Source organism: Desulfofustis glycolicus DSM 9705, from assembly GCF_900130015.1.
Classification (GTDB): Bacteria; Desulfobacterota; Desulfobulbia; order Desulfobulbales; family Desulfocapsaceae; genus Desulfofustis; species Desulfofustis glycolicus.
The window spans coordinates 1-17,218 of sequence record NZ_FQXS01000018.1 but is presented as its reverse complement, the minus strand read 5'-3'; the positions used below and the strand labels follow the sequence as shown (position 1 = coordinate 17,218).

Genomic DNA, 17,218 nt, shown 5'->3' with positions numbered 1-17,218 from the left:
GATGACAATGAATACCATCAGGATAAAAGGAATGAGTTGCCAGCATTGCGTCGCCTCGGTCACCAAGGCGCTTGAGGGTCTTCCAGGCGTCTCGGATGTTAAAGTGGACCTGGAAAAGGGGAAGGCGACCTATCAGGGAGACATCAACCACGGTCTTGTCAAAGAAGCGATAGAAAAAACAGGTTTTGACGTTGTCGACTGAGACATCCGTTCCAGCCCGGGCGACGATCAGGCAGATTATTCGACACGGATTCGCCCGACGACATTGACGATTACTTTCGCGATATTGCCGCCCTGTTGCGTCATGACGATCGTCCCCGGCTGGTTTCTGCCAAACCCCTTGAAGCGGAATCTGTCTGACGGGAAATTCGTGGAACACGCGATGGTCGAGGGGAACTCATACTCGCGCAGCACCTGTTCATCCCCTGTTTTCAGCCAATCGCCGGCAACCGCTCCGCCCGCACCGTTATCGACAAAAACCAGGAAGTGGTTCGACTGGAAATCAAGAACAACGTATTCTCGGTTCGCAAGGGCATAGGTCCTTCCCAATTGCAGACCCGCAGCCATTCGAGACACCGCTCCCTGCAGCTGGGCGTTCTTCTTCCAGGCGAGCAGCGGCGGGGTCGCAATCAAGGTAAGAACAGCCAGGATACTGACAGCCGTCACAACTTCCATCAGGGTAATGCCGGTTTGGGGTTTCATCGATCAGCCCCTTATGAGAAATTGATGAGTTTTCTCCAATCCTACGATGCTGATCTGACAAATTTCTGATTACGGTCCCCGTCGGGTGAAAAAAATTGTATTACGGGCATCCAGGGATGCACAAAAAAAGCGCGATCTCACTCACTGCCGAGATCGCGCCATAAAACAGGTGTTATGAGCTAGTTACATATCAATCCACAATCGCCCGACCGGGTTCAGATGAATTTCCACCTGGTCTCCCCGATTGTTGAAAAATCTCAGATTACCCTGCACCAGTGCCATTCCCCTGCTGTCGAATTGCGTCTGGTTGCCAGGCAGGTTTGTCGCGTCCACCGATACCTGGGACGGCGTTGTCACATCTCTCAGGACCTGTTCGCCGGCATCGAGCGTGTAGTTCTGGTTCGGATCGACAAATATCCGATAATCTCCGCTCGGCGAATTGATGGTCATCGAGACATTCACGGCCTCCCTGATCGCGGTAAACCGCCCGTGCTGTAGATTGCCGTAGAACTCCCGTGCCGCACCCTGCAGTTGCCGCTCCGCACGCCAGCCAATCATATTGGGAATGGCGATTAACGCCAATATCCCAATGATCCCGACAGTAACACAAACCTCGATCAGCGTAAAACCTAACGTTCCACGCTTGTTTTCAGACCTCGTCATAAAAGGCACCTGGTTCCTTAGGCAGATTAGTTTCGCCACACGCCGTCTTCAAACCTAATCTCGTCTCCCGTCGATCCGGAAGAATCGGGAGTGAGTTCCGGAGGCGGCTGGTCACTGTCTGTTTCCTGTTCCGCATCGTGCCACATCTTGGTGATCGTCTTATCATCGACGACGAAATAACCGACGTCCATGCCGGTTTCGAACGCGTCAAGCGACGTTCTGCCACCATAACCGTTCCGAAAGATGCAGTCCTCGTCAAGTGCAAAGGACCGATCGTCGATGGTAACCGATGCAGGTCGTTCAGCACTACCCGGAGTGATGAGATCCAGCCTCCCCTGACGCTCGATGGCACTGTAGGCCACCAGGTCGTCGTGGAGATCATAACGCGGTTCGCTGATCGCCGGAGATCCTGCCAGCATGAAAGCGCAGCAGAGAACCGCGATTCCCAGTACTATTCTCATGATCTTGTTCCTCATCTGCACAACCTCCTTATGAAGAACGTTTCAACCTCGGAGCCTTTTGCAAAACTTAGATTTTCGTTCAAAATCTAGGCATGTGAAAAATTTTACCGCAGGCATATACATGATATTCCGAGGATAAAATTTTGAGCATAACGCAGAGTCTGGGCGAAAAGATTGTTTTGCAAATGGCTCCTCTTATTGCCAATTCAGTTCACGCCAGTGGAGAATGGGGATGCCGTAGCCGCCGTGGCCCATGCCGCCGCCACCGCCGCCGCCACCGCCGCCACCGCCGCCGCCTCCTCCGCCGAGGCCGGGCGCGTAAATACGGTCGAGCCCCCGACTCACCTCGGCCAGGGTCGGCTGCGGGCTGATCCCTTCGACGTTGACCGCACTGGGAGCAACCCAGATGGGGTCGGCATCCGTACCGATATTGATATAATCGTTCTCGTCGATAACTCCGTCGTTGTTGAGATCCATGTACGCATAGGAGGTTCTGCCGCCGCTGCACACCTCAACCGTCCAGATACTCGATGTGCCGCCGCCGGTACAGGGGTCGTCCGCCGGGGTGGACGTGGTGAAGATCAGCTTGCCGGCGGCGATCAGGACGTCTTTTGTCGCACGCTCGCCATTGGCCGGCAGGTCGAAATACCAGCCCACATGATGGATGGTTTTGTTCGGTTCAGCAGCAAACGCAGCTGCCGCGGACGGCAGGAACCACTGCATTTCATAGTCGGACATGGTGCGGACAACCTGGTCTACCGCGTTCAGGTTCGTCTCACCATACTCCTGACTCTGCAGAGAACCGTCGGTATTGTAGACAAGCCCGTTCACCGAGATCTGCCGCTGCTGCAGCAGGGCGACATACGGGGCATTGCCACCGCCGACGATCGTCGACATGTTGGAGAGGTTTCTCACCGAACTGCAATTGTCCACGCAGCTCATATTTTCTTCGGAGCACTCCAACTCGCACTCAGCGTTGCCGAAACAATCGAATACGCATTGCGTCTGAATGGCGGAACATGACCCCAGGCAGGAGGATGTCACTGCCGTTGACTTCGGTTGGAAATCGCCGAGATAGGTGGTCGTCGGATCGGCTCCCTGAACCTCCCACTCCGCAGACCAATCCCATATCCCATACATAGTCTGGATCGAGAGGTCCATAATGTCCACATCCGGATCGAGCAGACGGCCGGTCCCGAACGCGACCAGATAGCCTTCGGTATTGAAGACACAGGTTGTCGTCACGTCCGGTTGCATGGTAATCGGCTGACGATAGCCGGCATTGCTTTTCGCGGAGAACAGCGGTTTCGGATCCCCGCTGACCGGGTCGGCAAAATAGACACCCCAGTTGGCCCGGTCCGGATCACTGATATCAAACTTCCACATATTGCCGAGCAGATCGCCGGCAAAGATATAATCGTTCAGGCCATCCCCCTGCGGGAAGATAATGGCCGGAGAGGAGAGGCCATTGCAGTTATCGGGCCCGCTGTCCCCGACCCCCGTGTCGATATGGTGGGTCCAGACGATTTCGCCGTCGGCATCGAGTCCAACCAGGAACAGAACGGCATGGCCGGAAGCGCTGTCATAGCCATTACCGAACACGAGAAGCTTTTCGGCGCTCGGGTCATTGGAGTTGATAATCTGTGGTCGGGAGAAGCTGTATCCCAGGTGACTGCTCAACACCGTTGCATCGGCCGCGTTGGCGATGGTGTTCGGGGTTGTTGTATTCAGTTCCCACTTGATAATCGACCCGGCCGACGCCTCCAGCGTCCCCGCTGTCAGAGCGGCTTTGGCCGCCCGCAGGTTAAGTCCGTAATAGCCCTTGCCGCCCTTGCCCAAGCCACCGACCAACAGGCTGGCATTATCCAATTCGGAGATGGTCGTATATCCATCGACAAAGACCACGTGCGAATCGTTATAACCGGGTTCGGTCAACTCGATCAGGTTGCCGAACACCATGTTCGGAACGTAGCCGAAGAGTTCCGCACCGGTTTCACCGTTAAACACGTGCAGTATGCCGTCGTTGGCACCGGCGATGACCCAGTCGATGTTGTAGGCGCTGTTCTGGTAATAGTGGGGCTCTGCGTTAATGAAATCACCGAGCGCGCTTGACCTGTTCCTGAACCCCCTGGTACAGCCGGTCGTGGTGTCTTCCTCGCAACTGTGATCGCCCCGCAGATAATTGAGCACGAACTCATCTCCGTCCAGCTGCACTTTCATCGCAGCGGTCAGGCCGTCCATGGTGGAATCGAGCGCATCACCCCAGCGGAACGGCACACCCTGACCGGAAGCGGTTGCCGTAATAATCCTGCGGGTAGACCAGCCCATGCTATCGACTTCCTCGGCCGCCGACCACTTAACTTCCGGCGGATCGTCGAGACAGACCGACTGAGCATCGTCACACAAGGAAATGCAGGCGGAATCGTTATCGCACGCATTGACACAACCGGTGTGCGCCGCTGAACATGTCTGGTAATCCTCGCAATTGTTCGTCGTATAGCAGTTGGTTCGTGCCGTAAGGCATACCTCTTCGCAATCAATATCGCCAATCGTGCAGAGTGCAATGCAACTCTCGTAGGAAGCATCGCACGTGCTCGAGCAAACCACCCGGTCACAGGGTGAGATATTACCCCAGATATCTAGGCATTTTGCCTGGATGTCGCCGCTCCAGTCACCTGAATCATAAGATGTCTGAAAGAGCAGGGTGTTGGTTTCCACCTTGTTGGCATTGATAGAGACTGCCGCCGCGGTTCCCTCGGTCTCCTCGATCAGATCCTTGATCGCTTTCATCGACTGTACGAGTTCCGAGGGGTCGGCAGCGTTGAGGAATTTGCCGCGACCGTTGACGCTGGCGTGGTAGAGGTCGTCGACTGTTCTCTCTGTATCCAGATAGATTTGGCTATGCCAGTCCGGACACATATTGTCGAACGGTCCCACCGTGCGGTCATCTGAACAGGTAGTCGTTCCATCGGAAGCTCTCGTGCAGGTGCGGCACTCAATGTCCCCATCTCCATTGGTCTGACAATCGTCAACCTTGCCCAGGTCCTGCAGATCCGGGCAGCCGTCACTGCCCGGCGTCGTACAGGCGGGCAGACAGTCGGGATACAGGTCCGGATCAAACTGGCCGAACACGCCGAACGAAACACCAAACGTCGTCATGTGCTGATGCGGCGCATCGTCAAACCCTTTGGCCGGGACATTATTATCAAGTCCCGAGTCCATATCGGTATGATACCAGCGATGGGCGATATCGGCCACCGTGTTGGACGCACTGTCGGTCAAGGCGTAGGCGGAATTGCCGTCACGATTACTAATCGAAAAAGATTGATTGTAGTAGCCGTCGGTCATGGCAATGACATAGGCGCGCTGACACTCACCGCCGCTGTCGTCTATATCGTCCGCATCGTCATCGACGGTCGCGTCCCAGAATACAGAATTATCGCCAGAAGGCAGCCCATTTGACGTCCTCAAATCACGGGTTGCATCATAAAGGTCAAAATAATCTCCGGAATCGCCCTCCTCGAAGTATCTACCGACATCGTTGAGTCCGCGACGGAGATACGTGGAACCGCTCGCATTGACATTGTAGAGTGTTTTCAGATAGGCGATCTTTTCGGCACTCTCAGCCGTGACCATATACTCCAACGGCTCGGAGTAACTGCGATTGATGGTGTGCAGACCGAGTTCCACCCGTTCCATATCGGCCACGGTCAACCCCACCGCCGCCTTGGCGGTCAGGATACGCCGCCGGTAGAACGAGTACCAGTCGGCAAAATTCTGCCGAACGACATAGGCAAGCTCGTCATCATCGGTAATCTCAGTGCCGGTCTCATCATAACGGACCGGCTTTACCGGTGCGTAATCGGCCGGATCCGTCAGCTCGATTAACTCACCATCATCGACCCGATCGTCACCGTTGAGATCGTTGAACCGATAATACTCGAGGCTGTAGTCACCCACCGCATGCCCTTCACCGGGAATATTGATCAGGTAAATTTCGCCGAGATCTCGATCATCATTGCCGTTTTCGTCATGCCAGACGTAATAATGAGCATTCTTGACACTCACCTGGACCGGCGCTTGCGCGGTAAAATTGTACCTTGTGTCAGAAAGCAATATCCACTGAGGGCCTTCGTCCGTCCCGTCGTTGTCAGGATCAGGTTGCTGATTAACCCGAACATCTTCCGATACCAAATCACCTGAAGCATTACGGGAATAAATAGTATATTTTGCGTTCGCATCACTATTGTAATATTCATCTATCCAAGCGTAGACATAACAGCCACCAGCCGCAGCACAGTCGTTCGCCTGATCAGCAGTTAGGTTAAGCCTCCATCCTGCTGACTCACCGACATTTTCGGTGTAATGTAAACTGTCCTCCCACTCCCAATAGTCCTCTCCCCAGGACTCGATCCAGTTATCCGTTTCCCAGTAGATGTCATCACCGTCTTCATTATCGAATATAATTTCGGGACGATTAGCGGCAGTATACCAATACCAACGATGTGGAACATTTAGCTGCAGATCATTCCTCACAGATAGCCCTATGGCATCGGCCCGTGTATCGCTATCGTCCGGTGAACTCAGTTCATCACGCGTCACAATAACCTGCTGTCCTCCACCTGCTGCCTGGACATTGAAGTATTCAGCATTGAGCTCGAAAATGTGCCGATTGGGTGTGCCATCGTCTGCGATATAGGACCATGAGTGACCGTCCTCACCATCGAGCGTATTATTTCTCGGCCAGTCCATATCGGCATGGGTGAACCCGTCAGGAAACGCAATATCCGGGAACATGGCGTTGTCGGTATCATAGCTGTTCTCGTGGGTACGGACCGACATCTGCTCACTGCCGTCATACTCGCCGCTATCAACGCTGGCTACGACATCCTCCCACATCGGCCACGGGTCGTATGTTGCTTCCGGGTTGAAGAAAATCCGGTTGTGGCCCGCCCACTGACTCCGCCACTCCCTGCGTTGGGTTTCAGAAAGGCGGTTATCCCAATAGTTTCTGGATTCATCATCCGAGTAATAAACATAATAGCGGCTTGCATAAAGCTGGTTGTCAGCATCAGTCATGAACTCCCAGTCCATACTACCCGAGTCGTCGAGCAGGAACATGAGCAGCGGCGGCGCCGGCTTCCGGGACGCGTTGGCCGGAATATCCGACGGGGCGACACAGGTCACTTCACTGCCGATCTGCCGGTCGCCGTCGAAACAGTCCTCGTCGACCCCGTTACCGGGAATATCCTCGGCTCCGGGTCTGATGGCGGCATCGCCGTCATTACAGTCACCCTGGTTCTCGGTGTAGCCGTCATTGTCGTCGTCGGAATCATCTCCGGTACAGGCAAGATCACCACCCGAGCAGTCCTGATCGATACCGTCGCCGCAGATCTCGGTTGCTCCGGGGTTGATGGACGCATCCCCATCATTGCAGTCGACAAGCGGGCCGGGGTCGCAACTGCCGTCACCGGGATCGACCCGATAGCCGTCAAGGTCGTTATCGGTACACCCCTGGACAAACGCTGCTTCGACAACCTTGTCGCGATTCATCGTGATGGTCATCGGAGTGGTGGTACCGGATGCATCTCCCTCCCAGCCGTGGAAATACCACCCCGCATCCGGCACGGCGACCAGGGTCACGTCTGTATCGCTCTGATAGTAATAGCGGTTGGCGCCAACCGCCGGCTCACCGATCGGGTCGGCCGTAATCGAGCCATGATCGAAGACGAGTTGTAGGACATGCGAACTGGCATCGTAGAGCCCTTCAACAACTTGATCTTCAAACTGATCCCGCAAATCAAGAGGCACAGGATCCGGCCTTAGCCAACCGTCGACATTGAGAAATTCGATCCTGATATAGCGGGCATCACAGGGCGTGGCTGTAGGTATATCATCAGGGATAACAAACGATTCACTATGATCTCCTTCCATGATCAAAGTGTCACCGCTGGAGTCGGTCACATAGGCACGCCAGCCGCTGCCGCTGACCGGATTCTGGATGATCAGGTCCTCGGCGGTGCCGGTGGCCCCGTCATCGGCACCAAGCATGACGGTAATCTCAACGGAGCCGAACTCCGCTTCAATCGTGTGATCGGTCGTAATGCCCGAGAATGTGTAACTATCACCCTCCCAGTTATTCGAACTGGAAACAGGAAACGCGTACTTCGAGGAACCGTCAACCAGCAGATCGGTAACACAGGATCCGGAGTCGGCGTCTATCAGAAAGGTCGGACTCGAGTTGTGATCGGCGATGTAATCCATCGGGCCGCCGTCATGCACTGACAGACCGCCGGGGTCGGTTACCGTTCCGGGACCGGTGGCGGTGTACTGAACGCGGTGGTCGAACTGTACCGATATCGTGCGATTGCCCTGCGGTGTCGTGCTGAGAAACTCGTAGGTATGGTATACGGGTGAGCTGACCGTCACGGTGATGTAGCCTAACGACGACGGAGCGACTCCGTCAACAAGGACCTGCGTAATCTCGTAATCCGCTACGACCGTAAAGATCGCCGGCGTATTGTCCTCGATACCCACAGCTGCGCCGTTGCTGATGGCGACGGCAGTGCCGGCGGGCGATTCCAGTGTTACCGTGCCCCCCTGGGTCCAGCTCGGGGTGATGATATATTCGGTATCCTGGATGGTGCCGACACCTTGCGGATCGACAAAGGTGATGATCTCCGCATAGGGCGATACTGCGCTCAGGTTCACCAGAAAGGTCTCCAGGGCGCCTTCGTCGATGACGTCATCGATGACCGGGACGGCAAACGTGGCCGTCGTGGTTCCGGCAACCGTATAGAGGAACTCGACGTAACTGTTCTGGTGGGTGTAGTCATCAGGGCTCGTGGCCGTGTCGTCGGCCGTTTCGTAATTCACCTGCAAGCCGTCATCGTCGGCCTCCAGCGGTCGATCGAGAGAAACGGTGAAGATGGCTTCACCATCCCCTTCGAGCAGGGTGACATCGTTCACTGAAACACCGTACCGATCATCGACACCGATGGTAATGGTCGCCGTATTATCCGGAACAGTCGCGCCGGAGAAAATAACGTTGCCGGACGTCGGTGTGGCTGCCAGGATAATGGTTTCGGGAAACTCGACTTCTCCATCATCGTTGATGGCAACGTCTAGTGTCCCTTCTAGGGCTCCTGCCGGAACCGTGATGGTAGGGATAGCAGGCAGGTTAAAGTCAGTCCCCGAAATCGCCGTCGAACCGGACATCACGGCAACATCAAAGGTCACCGAATCGCCTGCCGGGACCACTCGGTTGAGACGGAGTGTCAACTGGGCCGTGCCCGCGTCCTCATTTACGGTCATATCGGCGAAGGTGGCAACCGTGTAATCGTCATCGGAAATATTGCAGTCACCGACCCCATCGGAGATGGATGCGTTACCTGACTCATTGGTCAGAACCACCTGGAAGGTCTCAAGCGTTTCGGCGACGGCGTCATCCTGAATCGGGACGGTAATCGTCTCGGTCGCGTCGCCGGGATCAAAGGTTACGGTACCGGTTGTCAGCGTGTAGTCTCCAGGTTCTAAAGCTGTACCATTCTGCGTGGCGTATTCGACGGTCACCTGTTCGCCGGGATCAACCGCTCGATCGAGCGAGACGATAAACGCTGCCGACGGCTCTCCCTCGGTTACATTGGTATTGGCGATGGAAATCGTATAATCGGAATCAACGATGGTGACAGAAGCACTGCCGGTGGCAATGATGCTGTTGATGCTTGGATCGGAAAGCGAGACGGAAAATGTCTCGTCCGGTTCCTGGGCGCCGTCGTCAAGGATCGGTACCGTTATCGTCTGCGGGTTGAGACTGGTGCTGGTAAAGGTCAGCGTATCGGTTGAAGCGGTATAATCGTCGCCGGCTAGCGCAGTGCCATCGACCGTCTGGTAGTCAACGGTTATCTGGTCCGAGCCGCGAATGGTCGGGGAGACGATAACCTGAAATGCCGCCGAGCCGTCTTCTTCATCGACGGAGGCCGCCACCGCGCCGATCGTGATCGAATAAAAATCGGTGTTGGTGATGACACCGGTGGTGGTTGCCGGATAGGTCTCAATATTGGCGGACGGGCTGCTCAGGACGAAGTCGAAATTCTCGTCCTCCTCCCAGTGGGCGTTGTTGGTGGCCGGATCGTCGATGATGTTCACATTGACGGTCTGTGGCCCGGGAGTCGCACTGGTAAAGGTCAGCGTGCCGGTCTGGTCGACATAGTCGCTGCCGGCAGTAGCCGAAGGCGCCGCTCCATCTGCCAGAGCATAGGATATGGATACCGTCTCGTCTCCGGAAATCGGCGGATTCACAGCCACGGAAAAGACGTAGGGGGACGTCTCTTCCGGCTGGCTAGCCACGGACGTAACCGTGACGGTATGGTCTTCATTGGTGATCGTACAATTCGCCTCGCTGTCGGACATCGAGGCGTTGGCGGAAGGATTGCTCAGTAGGACCTGGAACTGTTCGGATCCCTCAACCACATTGTCGTCGATCAGGTCTACGGTAAAGGTCTGGGAAGCGGCAGGAGCGGCGATGGTAACCATTCCGCTGGCAGCCTGAAAATCACTGCCGGCAACCGCCGTGTCGTTTTGCGTGGCATACTCTACAGTCACCTGCCCGCTCGGCAGCGCCCGATCCAGAGAAACGGTAAAGGTTACCGTGCCATCGTCCTCACTGACGGTTTCATCAGCAATCGAGATGGTGTAATCGCTGTCGCTGATCGTCACCGACGCACTGCCAGTACCAATACCGCTATTGCTGCTCGGGCTGCTCAGGGACACCGAAAATGACTCGTCTGTCTCCTGTATACCATCATCGAGAATCGGCACGGAAAAGGTCTGCGGATTGGTGGCCGCAGACAGCGTCATCGTATCGCTGGTCGCCGTATAATCGGAACCGGCTACAGCTGTCCCATCGGCGGTCTGGTACTGAACGGAAACCGTATCACTGCCCTGGATGGCCGGGGTAACAGTAATCTCGAACTGGGCATTGCCGGCTTCCTCGGCCACCGGAGAGGCGACCGCGGCAATCGAGATGGAGTAATAATCGGTGTTGGTGATCAGCCCCGCGGTGGAGGCAGGATAGCTGTCTACGGTTTCTGATGGAGTGTGCAGTTCGAAAACAAAGTTTTCCGCCTCTTCGTAAAACGCATCATCGACAATACCGACCTCGACCAGTTTCGGCCCACTGTCTCCACTGATGAAGGTAAGCGTACCGCTCTGGTCGGTATAATCGCTGCCGGCAGTGGCGGACGGCGCAACACCGTCGGAAATGTCATAGAAAATTGCAACGGTTTCCCCTCCGGTCACCGGGGGAACAACGCTAACCTCGAAGGTATACGGACTCGATTCTTCAACCTGATCAGCAGGCGCCGATACGGTGATATCGTGATCGTCGTTGACGATGGTGCCCGTCGTGCTGGTCATACTTGCCACGTTGATCGAACATGGTGGCGCGCTGGTAGAGCAGGCACTGGACAGGGTAATTCCGATGGTTTCATCCGGCTCCCGCGCGTTATCGCCGCTGATGTCCACTGCGAAGCTACCGGAGAATTCTCCCACGCCAAACACCAGCACACCGTTCTGGCTCGCATAATCCCCATCCGCAACCGTTGCCGAGCCGTCTGTTGTCGCCCAGGAAACTTCTACCCCTTCTCCCGAAGTAACCGGCGGATCAAGCGTCACAGTAAAAAGAAGCGATCCGCTCGTCGTTGTGCCTCCTTCGGCTGCTGTCGGACTGTCTATACTGACCGTGTAGTCCGCCGCCCAGGCACTGCCGGCAAGACTGAGCATTCCTAAAAGCGATGCCCAGAAAAATACTCGCGTTGTGACGCTTTTTTTCATCTTTATTACCTCAGCTAAGCTGCCGTTTCCCTCCACTGCAAGAGCCGCAGAGAAGTGACATGTTGCACTAGAGTCAACAGAAAACACGTTTTCCGTTCGATCACTCGGTTGGTCCGTTTAATTGTACAGAACTTTCTTATACCCGATGGTCATCATCATCCGACCAGTGTACGTCTTGCCGCCTCCCCGCTTGACATCGTACATGCCATAGACGTCGTAACACCGTTCCTGAGGGGCACCCGGACCACCGGTTAACGACCCGCCGGAGCCGGTCCAGGCCCCGCAGGTGCCGTTGTCGATGGCGGCGTACCAGATGCGGTCCCCAGCAGCAGTCCCATCCGACGCGTAACCGGGCGGGGTGATATCGGCAAAGGCACTGAGGGCCTCTGTAAGTGTGGTATCTGCCGGTGCAATGAGCGCGCTCGGCCATTGCGAGGATTGCGTCAGGTCGATGGCTGGATCGTCAAGCTTGAGCCAGTTGAAAGCAGGCGGTGCACCGCTGGGAGGATTCAGATTGTCATCATCTTCCTCAAAAATCGTTGTCGCCGCTTCCAGGGTAACCGCTTCCGCCGCGTAGAAATTATGCTGAAAGACCTCGCTGTTATTGGTCACCCGCTGTTCGATCGAACTGATGGTCAAAGCGAAACCGCCCATGATCGAAAGAATGACCAGCATCATCAGCGCAACGACGAGGACCGCTCCGGTTTGATTGGGCACAGTGCATATGCACCCTCCCCATCTCCACGTATTCATCATATCTCTCCTGCCACTCGAGTACCTGTTGTCCGTTTTCTCAATTGTAGGCTGCATTGGAGGCCATATTCCTGAAATCCACCCAGGTTGTGTAACTCCGCTCGATCATGCCCGTTCTTCCCGCCGGCGCTTCGGCGGTCAACGTAATGACCATGCTGCGCATCTGGTTGACGAAGGTGGTTGGGTTGCCGTCGTTATCCCGGTAGGCGAAATCGACGGCGGTCACCAGCGTATCCGAATTACCGATCAGGACCTGGATATCCTGGCCGGCCCCGCCCTCATTGCAGACAATCTGTAGGGCCTGTTGCGCTGCGGAATAACGGAACGACAAACGCTCACAGTTTGGAAAGCCGGTGGTGGCCACCGCTCCGTCTTCATTGAGGTCCGTAGTAAAACGAAGGTGGGTCGACGTTGCCGTCTTTAATTCAAAATCGCCGGTCTTCAGCGGATCGAAACCAGCCATCCGTGCCTCCCGGGCGATAATCTCCACGGCGGCACGGACTTCCTCCTGGAGGGCTGCGCTCACGTTCTGCGTGGTGTAGAGCCTGCCTGAGCGTTCAAATACGGCTGATAGGGAGACGAGAACAATACCGACAATGGCGATCGCCACCATCAACTCAATGAGCGAAAAGCCGCCATTGCCCCCCATGATCAATTTTTTTTTATAGTCCCGTTTCATACGCCGTTCCCATGCGTTACAGATCGGATAGTTAAAGGATGTCCGTGCGGCCCTTGTTTGGTGACGGTAACCTCGATAACCCGGCTGGAGGTACTGCTCAGGGCGTTGGTTACCCGGCGAGAAACGGTATATGGACCACCCGGGTCGCCATTTGCGTCGATATTGGCATCAGTACCGGAGGACAGGGTCGTCGGGTCGGGATTATTTTTCAGCCGTTCCATCGTTCGCTGCGCAAGCAACATCTGCTCGGTTACCACATTGCCATTGGCATTGCCCCGTACCACAAGATGCTGGGCGCCAATAACCGCCAATATACCGATGGAAAAAATCCCCAAGGCTATCATCACCTCAAGCAAGGTGAATCCGTTCCTCTTCCGATGCAACCTTTGATCATCTGTACCGGGCTTCATAGCGTGACACTCCTATAGACAATGATATGAGCCTGTAATCTCCCAACGACATATGCAAATTCTTATCCAATTGGCGCAGACATGCTCTAATTAACTGATATGAATGGTACCGCAGAGCAGAGCACACTGGCTTTTTCGCAGGGGGGCTCCGTTCTATTAACTTTTTTAATAGCTGCGATTCATGAGGGGGAGACACAGCCCCCGCGAAAACGGCTTCGCGCTACGGTTCCAAACCGTACTGCTTGATCTTGCTCAACAGAGAGGGGTAGCTGAGGTCCAGCAAGGTTGCCGCTTTGCTCTTATTACCGGCGCATCGAGCCAGGGCGAGCATGATCATGCGCGCTTCCATCTGTCGCTGCGCCTGCTTGATAGAAAGGTTACCGTCAATCATGTCGATCCGGCAGGAATCAACGAGGCAAACATCAGCGGTGACATTTTTTGTCACCACTTCAGGCACATGTTCTTCCTCGATATATCCACTTTGTGTGAGGACCATGGCGCGCTGCAGGATATTTTCGAGTTCCCTCACGTTACCGGGCCAGCGATACTCAAGCAGCCGGGACATGGCAGCCGGCCGGATTCCCTGTACCTGCACATCGAGACTGGTGTTAAATTTTTTAATAAAATGAAGACAGAGAGGCGGGATATCCTCTTTCCGGTCACGCAAAGGCGGCACGGTCAAGGGCATGACATTGAGCCGATAATAGAGGTCTTCACGAAAAGCGCCGCCGGCAACCTGTTCTTCGAGACGGCGCGCCGTAGCAGCCAGCACCCGGACATCCACCTTCGCCGTTTTGCCGGATCCCACCGGACGAACCTCCTGTTCCTGCAGCACGCGCAACAGCTTCACCTGCATCGGCTGGGGCAGCTCGCCGATTTCATCGAGAAACAGGGTTGCGCCGTCGGCCTCGCGAAACAGCCCCTTTCGTTCCGTGTCGGCCCCGGTAAATGCCCCTCTCACGTGACCGAAGAGTTCGCTTTCCAGCAGATTGGCCGGAATACTGCCGCAATTGACGGCGACAAAGGGCTTGTCACGACGAGGAGACGCCCGGTGAATACCGCGCGCGATGAGTTCCTTGCCGGTACCCGACTCCCCGCTGATCAGCACAGTCGTATTGTAGTGAGCTATTCGTTCCGCCACCTCGAACAACTCCGCCATAAGCGGACTGGCGGCAACCATCGAGCCGAAGCGCAAACCTCCGCTGATTTCGGCAATCTGCTCGCGCAGCGTAACATTTTCCCGCTTGAGCTGTTCCCGCTCTTCCGCTTTTTTCAGGGCCAGGAGCACCTCGTCAGTTTTGAACGGCTTGGAAATGAAGTCATAGGCGCCGGCCTTCATGGCCTCAATTGCACTCTCGACGCTGCCGTAAGCAGACATCATGATCACCGGGCAATCGTTTAACCGCTCACTGGCCTTCTTGATGAACGAAAGGCCATCCATGCCGGGCATCCGCACATCGCAGAGGATAAATGAAAACGTCTCGCTCTCGAGCAGCGCCAGGGCCCTCTCGGCGGCCGTTTCAGTCGTAACCTGGTAGCCATGCCGCTCGAGGAGAACCTTGAGGACATGGCACATGTTCTCCTCGTCGTCAATGACGAGAAGGTGTTGCTGCTCCGTCACGGGAATCTCCTGGCTGATGTTCGTCGTCGCCTGCAACGGGCAACTCTATAATAACCTGGGCTCCAGATCCTTTCACCCCGGTCAGTTCCATCGTCCCGCCATGCGCTTCAATAATGGCGCGGGACACCGACAGGCCGAGCCCGGTCCCCTTACCAGGTCCCTTGGTGGTGTAGAATGGCTCGAACAGAAGGGGCGCCTCACCACCATCGAGCCCGATGCCATTGTCACTTATTATAATAGAAACATACTCGCCGCCGTCTGTCTCCGCTTCGACAGAGGCGGAGACAGACACCCGCCCCCCGCCTCCCCGGCCTGCCGTCTCGACCGCGTCAAAGCTGTTGAGCAGGCAATTGAGCAGCACCTGTTTAATGCCGTCGCGGTCACCGAGCACGTGCACCTGGTCCCCGGCCTCAAATGTCAACTCGAAACCAAGCCGGCGCGCCTGGGCAGCAAACATATCCTGCAACTCCTCGAAAACTTTCTGTACGCCAAACAGTTCCTTGCGGCGCGGCCGGGTCCGGGCAAAATCGAGCAATCGGCAAATCAGCCGATCGATGCGCCCCAACTCTCTAAGAGCCCGTTCAGCAAATTGCCGTCGATCACCAATGGCGAGATCGGCCTGCCTCAACAACTCCACATACCCCTGAACGATACCGAGCGGATTGCCGATCTCGTGGGCAAGGCCGGCAGACAATCGCCCCACCGCCGCATATTTCTCTGCCTGCACCATCTCCCGCTGCGTCTTGCGCAGCTCTTCATTGGCCCAAGCCAGCGAGGAGACGGTACGGCGCAACTCCTCCCGATCCAGCTCGATGCGTAGCAGCATGGAGTTCAGTGCCATGGAAAGACGGCTGAATTCACTGCCGGTATCCATCCCGCTGAAGCGGGCTCCTTCGGCAACCGAGTAAGTCTCGGACACCTTGACCATGCGCTCGATCGGTCTGACCACTAGGCTGATCATTCGGTAGAGGCCGATGACGGTAAAGATGATGATGTTAACCGCCACATATACGCCGACCATTTTGATTTCACGGCGAAAGGCAGAATAGATCGGCTCCATCTCAACAACGGCGGCAAGTGAACCTCCCGCCCCCCCAACCAGATCAAACGGCCGGGCAACAACCAGTGTCTTGACTCCGGGCGATACGGCTGCCCAGACACTGTCTCGGGAAACACAACTTTGCTGCTGCGTGAGCGCGCAGCTGCGAACAACCCGCTCAACAGCGCCATCGCATTCGGGGCCGGGAAAACTGACGCATTTCTTCCCATCGAAATATGACAAGCCGTCAAGAAGAAGCACCTTGTCATCAACGAACCGTTGCAACCTCTCAACGCTTACAGGTTCACCCGGCCTACTCCCCGCCGCCAGGTCCCGTGTTATTTGAGAAAGTGCGAACTGTACCCGTGCTTCCTCGGCATGCACGAGACTTCGCTGCCAGAAAACAACGGTGACAAAGAGCCCCAGCGCCAGCGAACCGCAGAGCACCAGCACGAACGTTACCGTAATGGATAGTGTCAGTCCGGAGAGTCTCATTCTACGGTAACTCGCCCTGGGTATGAAATCATAAATCACCAGATCCAACTATGATAAAGAGACAGGACCTATAGCCCACGGGGTCGCACGTGAGCGAACGGCAATACTGATCAGCCCGATCGTCCGTTCAGCAGTGTACAGCACATTTTGTCATATTTACACAACTCCTAAATATTGTACATGGTTTCATGTATATGAGGCGATCCCCCAGGCAGCTCCAACGGATGTTCCAAATATAGAAAGGCCGATTTTGCCCCTCAATATTCTGAATTTATTTCGATTTTCTCCTGCTCGGCAGCTTCCTTCTGCTGTCTACGTGACCAGTCCGACGCGGCAGAGCACTGGGCGGGGTAATCGTCAGTGCTGAGAATAACCGAGCCAGACTTGGCCGTGGCTGTGGTACGCTGAGCATGCCACCGGTCTGGTTGCCGTTGATTTCATGCTCCATCGCGCACAGGGTTGATAATTTTTTCAACCCCTCCTCGACGGTCACGTCCAGATCCCGCCAGGCATCCGCCAGCTTGCGCCGGATCAGATACGCCAGCATGACAACAAAGACAT

General features: G+C 55.7%; 10 protein-coding genes and 1 pseudogene. 1 reads left to right on the top strand and 10 read right to left on the bottom strand.

Annotation, left to right across the window (positions count from 1 at the left end; all coding sequences use genetic code 11):
• Window positions 1–7 precede the first annotated feature (7 nt).
• On the top strand, window positions 8–202 hold the full coding sequence (locus tag BUC26_RS14160) for a heavy-metal-associated domain-containing protein (RefSeq protein ID WP_073377281.1): 195 nt from the start codon (window positions 8–10) through the stop codon (window positions 200–202).
• 35 nt (window positions 203–237) lie between these two features.
• On the opposite strand, the gene BUC26_RS14155 is transcribed toward BUC26_RS14160, so the two are convergent.
• The 10 genes and pseudogenes from BUC26_RS14155 to BUC26_RS23600 form a co-directional block, all read right to left on the bottom strand.
• Window positions 238–702: a GspH/FimT family pseudopilin gene (locus BUC26_RS14155; protein ID WP_073377136.1), complete on the bottom strand. Its 465-nt coding sequence runs from the start codon at window positions 700–702 to the stop codon at window positions 238–240.
• A 183-nt stretch (window positions 703–885) separates the two neighbouring features.
• Window positions 886–1,404, bottom strand: coding sequence for a GspH/FimT family pseudopilin (locus tag BUC26_RS14150; RefSeq protein WP_143166017.1), 519 nt, complete (start codon window positions 1,402–1,404; stop codon window positions 886–888).
• The gene (locus BUC26_RS14145; protein WP_143166016.1) at window positions 1,392–1,826 is read right to left on the bottom strand and encodes a hypothetical protein; all 435 of its coding nucleotides are present in this window, start codon (window positions 1,824–1,826) and stop codon (window positions 1,392–1,394) included. The genes BUC26_RS14150 and BUC26_RS14145 overlap by 13 nt, the downstream gene beginning before the upstream one ends.
• 195 nt (window positions 1,827–2,021) lie before the next feature.
• Window positions 2,022–11,660, bottom strand: coding sequence for a PilC/PilY family type IV pilus protein (locus tag BUC26_RS24160; RefSeq protein WP_084540685.1), 9,639 nt, complete (start codon window positions 11,658–11,660; stop codon window positions 2,022–2,024).
• Window positions 11,661–11,777: 117 nt separating this feature from the next.
• Complete coding sequence (locus BUC26_RS14135; RefSeq protein ID WP_161949863.1) at window positions 11,778–12,377, bottom strand: pilus assembly PilX family protein; 600 nt, start codon at window positions 12,375–12,377, stop codon at window positions 11,778–11,780.
• Between the two features lie 76 nt (window positions 12,378–12,453).
• The gene (locus BUC26_RS14130; RefSeq protein ID WP_073377127.1) at window positions 12,454–13,092 is read right to left on the bottom strand and encodes a PilW family protein; all 639 of its coding nucleotides are present in this window, start codon (window positions 13,090–13,092) and stop codon (window positions 12,454–12,456) included.
• Entirely contained in the window at window positions 13,089–13,502 is a 414-nt protein-coding gene (locus BUC26_RS14125) for a type IV pilus modification PilV family protein (protein ID WP_073377125.1), read from the bottom strand. The genes BUC26_RS14130 and BUC26_RS14125 overlap by 4 nt, the downstream gene beginning before the upstream one ends.
• 220 nt (window positions 13,503–13,722) lie before the next feature.
• Entirely contained in the window at window positions 13,723–15,123 is a 1,401-nt protein-coding gene (locus BUC26_RS14120; protein ID WP_073377123.1) for a sigma-54-dependent transcriptional regulator, read from the bottom strand.
• Window positions 15,092–16,657: a sensor histidine kinase gene (locus BUC26_RS14115; RefSeq protein WP_084540684.1), complete on the bottom strand. Its 1,566-nt coding sequence runs from the start codon at window positions 16,655–16,657 to the stop codon at window positions 15,092–15,094. The genes BUC26_RS14120 and BUC26_RS14115 overlap by 32 nt, the downstream gene beginning before the upstream one ends.
• Window positions 16,658–16,928: 271 nt before the next feature.
• A pseudogene (locus BUC26_RS23600) lies at window positions 16,929–17,218 on the bottom strand (IS1634 family transposase); the annotation flags it as partial.

What these genes read in the sequence shown, in the direction of transcription:
- BUC26_RS14160 (WP_073377281.1), top strand. Translation starts at nt 8, where the DNA reads ATGAATACCATCAGGATAAAAGGAATGAGTTGCCAGCATTGCGTCGCC.
- BUC26_RS14155 (WP_073377136.1), bottom strand. Translation starts at nt 702, where the DNA reads ATGAAACCCCAAACCGGCATTACCCTGATGGAAGTTGTGACGGCTGTC.
- BUC26_RS14145 (WP_143166016.1), bottom strand. Translation starts at nt 1,826, where the DNA reads ATGAGAATAGTACTGGGAATCGCGGTTCTCTGCTGCGCTTTCATGCTG.
- BUC26_RS24160 (WP_084540685.1), bottom strand. Translation starts at nt 11,660, where the DNA reads ATGAAAAAAAGCGTCACAACGCGAGTATTTTTCTGGGCATCGCTTTTA.
- BUC26_RS14130 (WP_073377127.1), bottom strand. Translation starts at nt 13,092, where the DNA reads ATGAAACGGGACTATAAAAAAAAATTGATCATGGGGGGCAATGGCGGC.
- BUC26_RS14125 (WP_073377125.1), bottom strand. Translation starts at nt 13,502, where the DNA reads ATGAAGCCCGGTACAGATGATCAAAGGTTGCATCGGAAGAGGAACGGA.
- BUC26_RS14115 (WP_084540684.1), bottom strand. Translation starts at nt 16,657, where the DNA reads ATGAGACTCTCCGGACTGACACTATCCATTACGGTAACGTTCGTGCTG.